Annotated in this window: 10 protein-coding genes; 5 read left to right on the forward strand and 5 right to left on the reverse strand. The window is 46.8% G+C overall.

Going from position 1 to position 12082, the window contains the following annotated elements; genetic code table 11:
* The first annotated feature begins 1 nt into the window (after position 1).
* Positions 2–1963, forward strand: a complete 1962-nt coding sequence (gene aceF / locus F7R24_RS02325) for a dihydrolipoyllysine-residue acetyltransferase (protein WP_151669634.1) — start codon at positions 2–4, stop codon at positions 1961–1963.
* Between the two features lie 168 nt (positions 1964–2131).
* On the opposite strand, the gene F7R24_RS02330 is transcribed toward aceF, so the two are convergent.
* From F7R24_RS02330 to glcD, 5 genes are all read right to left on the reverse strand, one after another.
* Complete coding sequence (locus F7R24_RS02330; RefSeq protein WP_151669635.1) at positions 2132–3631, reverse strand: alanine/glycine:cation symporter family protein; 1500 nt, start codon at positions 3629–3631, stop codon at positions 2132–2134.
* Positions 3632–4033: 402 nt separating this feature from the next.
* A complete protein-coding gene (locus F7R24_RS02335) occupies positions 4034–4441 on the reverse strand; it encodes a heme-binding protein (protein ID WP_151669636.1) in 408 nt (135 codons plus the stop codon).
* A gap of 24 nt (positions 4442–4465) precedes the next feature.
* Positions 4466–5686 carry a glycolate oxidase subunit GlcF gene (gene glcF / locus F7R24_RS02340; protein WP_151669637.1) on the reverse strand — a complete coding sequence of 407 codons (1221 nt, stop codon included), beginning with the start codon at positions 5684–5686 and terminating at the stop codon, positions 4466–4468.
* Between the two features lie 17 nt (positions 5687–5703).
* Positions 5704–6807, reverse strand: coding sequence for a glycolate oxidase subunit GlcE (glcE, locus tag F7R24_RS02345; protein WP_151669638.1), 1104 nt, complete (start codon positions 6805–6807; stop codon positions 5704–5706).
* Complete coding sequence (glcD, locus tag F7R24_RS02350) at positions 6807–8306, reverse strand: glycolate oxidase subunit GlcD (protein ID WP_151669639.1); 1500 nt, start codon at positions 8304–8306, stop codon at positions 6807–6809. The genes glcE and glcD overlap by 1 nt, the downstream gene beginning before the upstream one ends.
* A 244-nt stretch (positions 8307–8550) precedes the next feature.
* Here glcD and glcC point away from each other — a divergent pair, with 244 nt between their 5' ends.
* The 4 genes from glcC (at position 8551) to F7R24_RS02370 (ending at position 12080) form a co-directional block, all read left to right on the forward strand.
* Positions 8551–9306, forward strand: a complete 756-nt coding sequence (gene glcC, locus F7R24_RS02355; RefSeq protein WP_206057459.1) for a transcriptional regulator GlcC — start codon at positions 8551–8553, stop codon at positions 9304–9306.
* A 55-nt stretch (positions 9307–9361) separates the two neighbouring features.
* Positions 9362–9730 (forward strand): CidA/LrgA family protein, encoded by a 369-nt coding sequence (locus F7R24_RS02360; protein ID WP_151669641.1) that lies wholly within the window; start codon positions 9362–9364, stop codon positions 9728–9730.
* Complete coding sequence (locus F7R24_RS02365; RefSeq protein ID WP_151669642.1) at positions 9717–10433, forward strand: LrgB family protein; 717 nt, start codon at positions 9717–9719, stop codon at positions 10431–10433. The genes F7R24_RS02360 and F7R24_RS02365 overlap by 14 nt, the downstream gene beginning before the upstream one ends.
* A 147-nt stretch (positions 10434–10580) precedes the next feature.
* Positions 10581–12080, forward strand: a complete 1500-nt coding sequence (locus F7R24_RS02370) for a CoA-acylating methylmalonate-semialdehyde dehydrogenase (protein ID WP_151669643.1) — start codon at positions 10581–10583, stop codon at positions 12078–12080.
* The last annotated feature ends 2 nt before the right edge of the window (positions 12081–12082 follow it).

Raw genomic sequence — 12082 nt, forward strand, 5'->3', positions numbered from 1 at the left:
TGTGAGCAAAATTACAGTAACAGTTCCGGATATCGGCGGTTATGACGGCGTAGACATTATCGAGGTCTGCGTTAAAGAAGGTGATGTGATCGCAGAAGGCGATTCACTGATCGTATTAGAAACAGACAAAGCATCGATGGAAGTACCATCCACGGCAGCGGGTAAAATCACCAAAATCCTACTGAAGGAAGGTGATACTTGCAGTGAGGGTGATGCCGTTGTGGAGTTGGAAGTAGAAGCTGGTGCAGCCGAAGAAGCGGCTCCAGCTCCAGCACCCGAAGCGGAATCTGCGCCTGCCGCATCTGCACCGGCTGCTGCGCCTGCAGCTGCGCAGTCTAGTTCAGTTGAGAAAGTACTGATTCCAGACTTGAGCGGTGCATCGGATGTTGATGTCATTGAAGTGCTAGTTAAGGTTGGTGACACCATTGCAGAAGGCGATAGTCTCATCACACTGGAAACTGACAAAGCATCAATGGAAGTACCGGCCCCCATGGGCGGTGTCATCAAAGCGATGCACATCAAAGAAGGTGATCAGGTCAATGAAAATGATCTGTTGCTTGAGCTGGAAGTGGTAGGTGCATCTTCGGCTCCAGCCCCTGCAGTCGAAGCACCTAAAACAGAAAGCGCTCCAGCACCTCAACCAGCTGCCGCTGCACCTGCCGCCGCAGGCGGTGTTGAAAAGGTACTGATTCCTGATCTGAGTGGCGCTTCTGATGTCGATGTTATCGAAGTCTTAGTAAAAGCCGGCGATAGCATCAACGAAGGTGATAGTTTAATCACACTGGAAACCGATAAGGCATCAATGGAAGTACCGGCACCTAAGTCGGGTGTGATTAAAGTGATGCACATCAAAGAAGGCGACAAGGTTAATGAAAATGACCTGTTGCTTGAATTAGAAGTAGCAGGTTCTGCTCCAGCGGCAGCGGCTCCAGTCGCGGCTGCACCGGCAGCATCTACTTCAGCACCAGCGGTCTCGGCACCTGCTGCACCTGCTCCAGCTAAATCGGCTCCTGTGGCTGATCTGAATGCGCTTGAAAAGAGTAATCGTCAAGTCCATGCAGGCCCTGCGGTTCGAGCACTGGCACGTGAGTTTGGTGTTGATCTTGCAAACGTCGCCGGCACTGGCCCACGTAATCGTATTCTGAAAGAAGACGTGCAGCTTTATGTGAAGACTAGCTTGAAACAGCTTGCTGAACAGCCAAAAGGTGCCGTGGTTACGGGTGGTTCTGGTATTCCAGCCATTCCTGCAGTCGACTTCACTCAGTTCGGTGAAGTGGAAATGGTCAAGCTAAGCAAGATTGATCGCTTAACCCGCGACAATATGGCGCGCTGCTGGTTGAATATTCCACACGTGACGCAATTTGATGATGCCGATATCACTGAACTGGAAGCTTTCCGTAAAGAGATGAAAGAAGAGGCGCTGAAGTCAGGTGTTAAACTGACTCCACTGCCATTCATGATTAAAGCCTGTGCGATTGCCCTCAGCCGTCATCAGAAATTCAATGCCTCCCTTCATGCGGATGGTGAGCATGTTGTTTACAAAAAATATGTCAACATCGGTCTTGCAGTCGATACGCCTAATGGTCTGATGGTTCCTGTGATCAAGGATGCCGATAAGAAGAGTGTCTATCAGCTATCTCGTGAAGCGGCTGAGTTGGCAGGTAAAGCCAAAGATCGCAAACTCAAACCCAATGAAATGCAGGGTGCATGCTTTACCATTTCAAGCTTGGGTGGCATTGGCGGACAAGGCTTCACCCCCATCGTGAATGCACCGGAAGTCGCCATTCTCGGTGTCTCAAGAGCCGATATCAAACCACGTTGGAACGGTAAAGAGTTTGAACCGCGTTTGATGATGCCTTTATGTCTTTCTTATGATCACCGTGCGATTAACGGTGGTGATGCAGGTCGATTCCTAACGGATTTAACTGGCTTGTTGAGTGATATAAGACGTTTGTTATTGTGATGAGATAACCCTGCTCTTTTAATGATAAAAAAACCGCGGTAACGCGGTTTTTTATTGGCTGTAAAGTAAGTGGCTGCTTAAAGGGATAAGTACTTAAGGCTTCCTTCTTGGGTGTAAAAAAAAGCCAACCCGGAGGTTGGCTTTGATCGATGAAAAATAATCGAGGGATTACTTCTTAGACTGCTGCTCTTTCAGTCTTTCTTCCCAGAACGTTGCATTTTTGATGCCTAATTTAACTGGATCGAAAGTAATCGGACCACCGGTTTTTTGCTGTTCTTCATAATCTCTAAGTGCTTTCATCGTGGGCTTAGAAACAAAGAAGATAACCAAAATACCAAGAATGTTGATCCATGCCATTAGACCGACACCAACATCACCAAGATCCCAGATATAACCAGCAGTATTGACGGTGCCATAAGCAACCATGAACATGATAACCAGTTTGACTAATGTCAGTGGGATGCCAAGGTTAAGTGCACGACGCAAGTACGCAACATTGGTCTCAGCGATATAGTAGTAAGCCAGAATGGTGGTAAAGGCGAAGAAGAATAACGCGATACCGACGAAGATTGGACCCACTCCACCAAACACACTTTGCAGAGCCATCTGAGTGAAGGCCGGTGAACCAATCACGGTTTCTGCAGGTACGTTCTGAATGATGAACTGACCAGCTTCCAGTGTGCCTTGAACGTTGTATTGCTGAGTGATCAGAATCATCAATGCGGTTGCAGTACAGATGAACAGCGTATCAACATAAACAGAGAAGGCTTGAACTAGACCCTGTTGAGCAGGATGCTGAACCTCAGCAGCGGCAGCGGCATGAGGACCTGTACCTTGACCTGCTTCGTTAGAGTAAATACCACGTTTGACACCCCAACCAATTGCTGCACCGAAACCTGCTTGAGCGGTGAAAGCATCTGTTAGGATAAGACCGAAAATTCCAGGAACTTTATCTAAGTTTAGGAAGATAACGATCAATGCCATGATGATGTAACCCAGCGCCATGAAAGGTACGACGATCTGAGTGAAGTGAGCGATGCGTTTAATACCACCAAAGATAATGAACGCCAGTACAATTAAAATGACTGCTAATGCGATCAGTTTAGTGCTACCCACTTCGCCAAAGCTACTGGAGACCATTTGGCCTTCACCAAATACTTGAGCAACCGCGTTACCTACAGCGTTAGCTTGAATACCAGGTAAGAAGATACCGCACGCAACGATAGCTGAAATAGCGAAGACAACACCTAGCCATTTCCAGCCTAGGCAGCGTTCAAAATAGTAGGCTGGACCACCACGGTATTGACCATTGTCGTTAACCTTGTAGATCTGACCTAGCGTTGACTCAGCGTAAGCGGTACTTGCACCAAGAAAGGCTACCACCCACATCCAGAAAATAGCCCCAGGACCACCAAAGCCGATAGCTGCAGCAACACCCGCAATGTTACCTACACCCACACGACCAGATAGCGAAACGGCGAGTGCTTGGAAAGAGGAGATACCTTTATCAGATTCGTTGTTATTGAACAGCAGGCGCCACATCTCTTTGAAATGACGAACCTGTGCAAAGCGAGTCAGAATTGAGTAAAACAGACCTGCACCAAGGCAGAGAAAGATTAGAGCATCGCTCCAAATAAAGCCGTTAATCGTATTAACTAATGCTTCCATTGATGTGTTTCCCATTCGTTATTGTTGTTGGTTTAGTGTGGAAATTGAGGTTATCAACCTTGTGGCAGCGTATAACCACAGAGCCCACAGCTAAGCCGAGCTATTTTGAAGGAATAAAAATTGTATTTCTATTAATAAGGCAGCCTAATTATCTTTTTTATTTTCATAAAATAGTTATTTTAGCTAAATATTTGCATATGGCGTGAATATGAACTATTTATCTCACAAGTAATTGAAAGTAAATGATTTATAGTGATGGGCGATCGAATTGTTTCGAATAGTCTTTTTAGCAGAAGGTGAGCAGTCGTTGTAAATACTGCCTTTATATCAAGGTGTAGCAGGTTTGAGGAAAGGGCGATGCAATCATCGCCCAAAAGGTTTAACCGAGAGTGCTTTTCCAGATTAAGCGGAAAGCGCGGCAGCACCTGCTTTAGCCACTTGGGCGTCTTGATCGGGCTTGACGCCTGATACTCCCACAGCAGCTACCACCTGACCATCGTGCATTACCGGAACGCCACCTTCCATTGTTGCGGTAATGACCGGCACTGACAAAAAGGCGTTACGACCATTGTTGATCATATCTTCATAAATCTTGGTTTCACGACGACCTAATGCGGAACTGCGTGCTTTTTCAATCGCAATATAAGCGCTGACCGCTGCACAATCTTCCATACGCTGCATGGCAAGAAGATGGCCCCCATCATCGACTACGGCGACTGCAACCGACCAGCCATGTTGTTTTGCTTCCGCTAGGGCAGCTTCGACCAGTTGGTTTGCTTCAGTTAAGGTGAGAGCCGATTTAGTAAACATTCATTATCTCCAATTGTTGTTGTATTAAGATGTGATCGCATCTTCTAGGATTTCAATCCAATGCCGAACAGGGGTACGTCCGGCACCATTAAGGTGTGTTTGGCAACCGATATTCGCTGTCGCAATGACGTCAGGTTGACCGCTTTCTAGGGCATCTAGTTTATTATCACGAAGCTGAGTAGAAAGTTCTGGTTGAGTCACCGAATAGGTGCCTGCTGAACCACAGCAGAGGTGAGAGTCAGGAACTGTCGTTAATGAAAATCCAATTTTTTTAAGAATAGATTCTACTGCGCCGTTTAATTTTAATGCATGTTGTAACGTGCATGGGCAGTGAAATGCAAGTTTTTTATCTGCATTAACAGCTAAGCTACTTAAATCTTCCTGTTTCAATATCTCTACCAGATCTTTACTTAGGCTGCTGATTTTCTGGGCTTTTTTCGCATAGGTAGGATCATCTTTTAATAGGTGACCATATTCAATGACAAAGGCACCACAACCACTGGCCGTTTGAATGATTGCTTCTGTACCTGACTCTATCATTGGCCACCAAGCATCAATATTGCGTCTGGCTCTTTGCAGTCCTGCTTCATGAGCGTTTAGATGATAGTCCACGGCACCACAACAACCTGCTTCGGCAGCACTTATTACTTGAATACCCAGTTTGTTCAATACGCGAGCCGTGGCTGCATTGGTATTTGGTGATAATGTGGGTTGAACGCAGCCCTCTAAGATCAGCATTTTCCGAGTGTGTGTTTCAGTCGGTCTTGCTTTGGCTTTGACTGAATTGGCAGGTACTTTTTGTTTTAAGCTTTTGGGTAATAATGGACGAAACAGTTGTCCTGTTTTTAACAAAGGATCAAAAATTTGAGGTCTTGTTAACACGGTGCGAAGTGCGCTGCGCATCATTTTCTCGCCCATCGGACGACCCACTTTTTCTTCAATAGCGGCTCTGCCGATATCTAATAGAGTGTGATATTCAACGCCGGATGGACAGGTGGTTTCACAATTACGACAAGTCAGGCAGCGGTCAAGGTGAGCTTGAGTTTCTCGTGTGACTTCACCGCCTTCAAAAAAACTTTTCATCAAATAGATGCGACCTCTAGGGCCATCTAATTCATCGCCTAGAATTTGATAGGTAGGACAGGTCGCTGTGCAGAAACCGCAATGCACGCAGCTTCGCAAAATCTCTTCCGCTTCTTTGGCGCGCGGGAGTTTTTTAGCGTCTTCAGACAGGTTTGTTTGCATCTTATTATTCTCTCTGCTTAATAGTCGCTATACATGCGTCCTGGGTTGAAGATACCTTTCGGGTCCAGTTGCGCTTTAAGTTGTTGGTGGTAACGCATCAACAGTGGTTGTAAGGGTTGGAAAGGTTGATCCGTTATGCCTGTGGTAAAACAGGTCGCATGTCCGCCCAATTCAGATGCTTGACTGCGAATTTCAGCTTCAGCGTCAGAGGTTTTGAACCAGCGCTGTGCGCCACCCCAGTCAATCAGGCAATCACCTTGCAATGAAGGTTGTTTCGCATCTGCCGGAAGCGATAGGCGCCATAAGGGTTGGGAGTTGTTAAAGAATGCCAGTTTCTGCTCTTTTAACTCATGCCAAAATTGAGGGTCTAGTTCAACACCTTGTAGGCTGTCAGCAAAGTTATTTACTGAGGCTTCACCACCTTCAAGTCTTAAATAAAGTTGATCTTGGTAGAAGCAGGCGCCCGTAATAGGAAGGGGCTGTTGTGCCCACTCAGTCAATTTTTTCAGCGCTGTTTTTTGATCATAGTTAAGGCTTAGATGTCTTTCATGGCGGGGCTTAGGTAACACTTTCATGGATACTTCAGTGATCAAACCTAGGCAGCCAAAACTTCCTGCCATCAACCTTGAAAGATCATAGCCTGCAACGTTTTTCATGACTTCGCCACCAAAGCGCAGCAGCTTACCGTGACCCGTAATCACTTTCGTTCCCAGAACGAAATCACGTACTGATCCGACCCAAGGTCTTCTAGGACCTGCTATGCCTGCGGCTACCATGCCACCGACAGTGGCATGTTCAGTAAAGTGGGGTGGTTCGAAGGGTAAAGATTGACCTTTTTCCGCTAAAATATTTTCCAACTCAGCTAAAGAGGTGCCTGATTTTACCGAAACCACCAGTTCAGTCGGGTCGTAGTTAACCACGCCTGTGTGAATTTTTGTATTCAGAACATTACCTTGCGCAGTTCTGCCTAAAAAGGCTATACTGTTGCCGCCTTGGATATTCAGTGCAGTGCCTTCATTTAACGCTTCGCACACCTGCTCCAGTAAAGCGGTTTCTGATGCGGCACTTAGGCGATCCCCTGGTCTATTAGGCGAAGATTGATTGTGTTGAGTCGCTGACATTAAAAACGCTCCAGTTCAGGGAAGGGGAGTTCGCCACGATGGATATGCATGGCTCCAAATTCTGCACACCGATTGAGGGTCGGAATGTTTTTGCCAGGATTCAGTAAGCGTTTTGGATCGAAAGCGGCTTTAACTGCATGAAACAGTTCCAATTCATCATCATTAAACTGAGCACACATCTGGTTGATTTTCTCACGACCAACACCGTGCTCACCGGTAATCGTTCCACCCACTTTGACGCAAAGTTCTAGGATTTCTCCCCCTAAAGCTTCTGCGGTTTCCAAGCCACCGGGTTGGTCCGCATCAAATAAAATCAGTGGGTGCATATTGCCATCACCCGCGTGGAAAACGTTGGCAACGCGCAGGTCATATTTCTCAGATAGTGCCGCAATGCCTTTAAGAACGCCAGGTAGTTCACGGCGAGGAATGGTGCCATCCATACAGTAATAGTCAGGAGAGATACGGCCTACGGCAGGAAACGCATTTTTACGGCCAGCCCAAAAACGCTGGCGTTCAGCCTCATCTTTAGCAATTTGTACGGCAATCGCTCCCGATTGAGCAAGAACCTCTTGTACGCGCGCGGTTTCCTCATCCACGTCAGATTCAACACCGTCCAGCTCGCAGAGTAAAATGGCTTCTGCTTCTACTGGGTAACCGGCGTGAATAAAATCTTCGGCAGCGCGAATGGCTAGGTTGTCCATCATCTCTAAACCGCCAGGAATAATGCCTGCGGCGATTATGCTTCCCACTGCTAAACCTGCTTTTTCGACATCATCAAAGCTGGCCATCAAGACACGTGCCACTTGTGGTTTCGGTAAGAGTTTGACCTTAACTTCCACCACAATGCCGAGCATTCCTTCAGAGCCAGTAAAAAGAGCCATTAGGTCAAAGCCGGGCGCATCGAGGGCATCACTACCCAACGTCATGCGTTCGCCTTCAATCGTGACGATTTCGACACTGATCAGGTTATGAACGGTTAAACCATATTTGAGACAGTGAACGCCGCCCGCATTTTCGGCAACATTACCACCAATCGAGCAAGCGATTTGTGAAGAGGGATCAGGTGCGTAATAAAGACCATGTGCGACCGATGCTTCTGAAATCGCTAGATTCCTTACTCCTGGCTGGACGCGTGCATATCGACCTTCTGGGTTCACCTCAAGAATACGGTTAAACTTGGCCATCACTAACAATACGCCTTGCTGAAGCGGCAGGGCGCCACCTGATAAGCCAGTCCCTGCGCCACGAGCAACCACAGGAACATTCAGTTCATGACAGGTTTCCATAATGCGCTGAACTTGTTCGATAGTTTCTGGTAGTACAACCAATAATGGCATCACGCGATAAGCGGCTAACCCATCACACTCATAAGGCTTTAGTTCTTCGTCTGTGCGCAGTATGTGTAGATCTGGAACACGAATGCTGAGTTTATGCAGCAAAGCGGTTCGATCAGGCATGGGTATGGCACCGTCGAGGTGTTCGTCATAAAGAATATTCATTATTGCTATCCTGTGTTGAAGGCTGACCGCATTTTTATAATTTTAAGTTAATGAATCTTGGGCGCAGAACCCAGATAGGTCAACCTTTAAACAAACTGGTCATACCAGATATTTTGGCTGTTCACATCAAAAGGCTTTTAAGTCAGCGATTATTGGTTATATTGTCTAAAAGATCATTCGGATCAGGTTGCTTATCTATACTGGTCATACCAGTCAGGAAACAGGCAGTAAGGTGACAAATAAGATGACTGAAGATATCCGCCAAATTGCTGATGTGGTTGCAGAACGAATCGAAACGTTGATTTTAGATGGTGTGCTTAAACCCGATCAGCGTCTGCCGTCAGAACGTCAGTTATCTGAAAAACTGGGCTTTTCTCGTTCGGCCTTGCGTGAGGGACTTAAGTTATTGCGTGCACGCGGCATCATTTTGACTGAGCATGGGCGCGGATCGTTTGTCGCGAAGTTAATGCCTGAACCCGCAACCCCATTGATGCACTTATTCAGCGAACATCCGCGCACGATCTATGACTTATTGGAAGTCAGAGCCTTGCTAGAAGGAGAGTCTGCTCGTTTGGCGGCCATGCGTGGAACCGATGCAGACTTTATTTTAATTCGTCGTCGTTATGAAGCCATGGTTGAGTTGACTCAGTCGGGTAAAGAGATAGAACTTCGAGAACATGCCAAGCTAGATCATGCTTTTCATCTCGCTGTCTGTGAGGCATCGCATAATCCGGTATTGGTTCATACCTTGCAGTCGCTAACCGATCTATTAATTAGCTCTGTGTTCGCCTCTTTAAATAATCTGTATCACCGACCGGTTCAGCGTCGCTTAATCGACCGGCAACATGCGCGTTTATATCATGCGGTGGTTGATCGCTTGCCCGAGCAGGCCAAGCGAGCTGCGGTAGAACATATACACAGCATTCGCGATAACTTGATGGAGATAGAGGCTGAAGAGCAGCGTATTCATCGTGCCTCGTTACGCTTACATGGTTGGTAATGAGTTAACCAATCGATTTTCTTAAGTTAAAAATTTCGTCCTGACGGAGGTCGTTATGGTTCAGGGTATGTTGTTATTGCTGCTATGCCAGTTAGCTGGTGAGTGGTTAATGGTATGGCTAGGAATTCCGATTCCTGGGCCGGTGGCGGGTATGTTGATTCTGCTGGTCGGCCTGATGATCTATGGCAAAGTGCCGGACTTTTTGCGTTTACCCGCTGAGGGATTGATTCGCCATCTTTCTTTATTGTTTATTCCAGCCGGTGTCGGTTTGATGGTCTTTGCTCAGTTGTTGGCTCAGCATTGGTTGTTAGTACTTTTATCTTTGGTTATCAGTACGTTGTTAACCTTGATTTTAACTGCATGGATGATGCAAAAGCTTGAACAGCGGCAACAGAACAGGAGTAAAGCCAATGGAAATCGGTAACTTTTGGGTTTACTTTGCGGCACGTCCACTGTTTTGGATCGTGGTCACCATGATCGCTTTTTTGGTTGCAACCTGGATTAATCGTAAAGCGGGAGGGACGGCTTTACTTCATCCCGTGTTTGTCTCAATGCTAATGATCATTGGTTTGCTAATATTGACCAAAACTGACTACAACACCTATTTTGAGGGTGCTCAATTTATACATTTCTTGTTAGGTCCCGCGACGGTGGCGTTGGCTGTGCCCTTGTATGATCACTTGGCACGGATTCGCCGATTATTGCTGCCTATACTAGTCACTTGTATTACCGGCAGTGTATTTGCTGCTGCCACAGCGTTGGCGGTTGGTATAGCAATGGATGGAGATTCTCGCTTACTACTGTCATTAGCACCTAAATCCGTGACGTCTCCTATCGCTATCGGTATTTCCGAGCAGATAGGAGGCTATCCATCACTTTCAGCTGGTTTAGCACTATTAACGGGTATTATTGGCTGCTTAGCCGCTCCTCTGGTATTTAAGTTGCTCAAATTAAAATCGGAGACTGCGATGGGCTTTTCGTTAGGCTTATCAGCACATGGTTTCGGCACGGCTTATGCGATGCAGACGAGTGCTTTGGCGGGGGCTTTTGCAGGATTAGCGATGGGTTTAACAGGAGTGTTTAGCTCACTGCTATTGCCTTTGTTGGTTAGGTTGTTCGGTATCTAGTTTTTAGATTTATCTAACATAACGTATGCTTATAATGCAGTTTTGAAATACTCATTGGATTTCACCCTTTGTATTTGCGACATTGCGTGACAAGATATTTATTGATCTCAGTCAAGTAATCGCATAACCAAGGGTGGAGTTCAAACCATGACAATAACAACAATCGAACATTATATTGCGGGACAGCGTGTGTCGGGTGAGTCGACACGTTCGCAGCCTGTTTATAATCCTGCGACCGGTACACAGACCGGTGAAGTCAAACTGGCAACACGCAATGACGTCAATACAGCGGTAGCAGCCGCGAAAGCTGCTTTTCCTGCTTGGTCCAACATCCCTCCGATTCGTCGTGCCAGGCTCATGAATCGTTTTCTCCAATTGGTTAACGAAAACAAAGAAGCCTTAGCAAAAGCGATTACAGCAGAACACGGCAAAGTCTTTACCGATGCTTGTGGTGAAGTGGAGCGTGGTATCGATATTATCGAATTTGCCTGTGGTATTCCGCAATTGCTGAAAGGCGACTATACCGAACAAGTCTCAACGGGTATTGATAACTGGACCATGCGTCAGCCTTTGGGTGTCGTTGCTGGTATCACGCCCTTTAACTTCCCCGTGATGGTGCCGATGTGGATGTTCCCCGTGGCGATTGCGGCGGGTAACACCTTTGTCTTAAAGCCTTCTCCTACCGATCCAACGCCCGCATTGATGTATGCCGATTTAATGAAAGAAGCCGGTTTCCCTGATGGCGTGTTCAATGTTGTTCAGGGTGATAAAGAAGCGGTGGATGCATTGATTGAGCATGAAGATGTGCATGCACTGTCCTTTGTCGGGTCAACGCCGATTGCCAATTACATATATGAGCGTGGCGCACATTTTGGTAAGCGTGTTCAGGCACTCGGTGGCGCTAAAAACCATATGCTGATCATGCCCGATGCTGACCTAGATAAGACGGTTGACGCATTGATGGGAGCTGCTTTTGGTTCTGCCGGTGAGCGTTGTATGGCAATTTCTGTGGCACTGTTTGTGGGTGATTCTGCCGATGCCATCATTCCGAAGTTGACTGAAAAAACCAAACAGCTCGTGGTCAAAAATGGTCTCGAACTGGATGCTGAGATGGGACCTATTGTGACCGCACAGGCTCTCGAGCGCATCACGGGTTATATTGAAAAAGGTGTTGAAGAGGGTGCTGATCTGTTAGTGGATGGTCGTGGTTATACAGTACCTGGTCATGAAAATGGCTATTGGCTGGGTGGTACGCTGTTCGATAACGTTACGCCGGATATGACCATTTATAAAGAAGAAATTTTTGGCCCTGTGTTGGTGTGTGTCCGTGTTAATGACTTCGCAGAAGGGGTGGATCTAATTAACCGTCACGAATTTGGTAACGGTGTCTCACTCTTTACCCGTGATGGAAACGTCGCACGTGAATTTGGTCGTTTGGTACAGGTGGGTATGGTTGGCGTCAATGTGCCGATTCCCGTTCCGATGGCGTGGCATGGTTTTGGCGGTTGGAAGAAAAGTCTGTTCGGTGATATGCATGCTTATGGTGAAGAAGGTGTTCGTTTCTACACCAAGCAAAAATCGATTATGCAGCGCTGGCCAGAAAGTATTGCCAAGGGTGCTGAATTCACTATGCCGGTTTCTAAGTAATT

The sequence above is a fragment of the Nitrincola schmidtii genome (genome assembly GCF_008973715.1).
GTDB classification, from domain to species: domain Bacteria; phylum Pseudomonadota; class Gammaproteobacteria; order Pseudomonadales; family Balneatricaceae; genus Nitrincola; species Nitrincola schmidtii.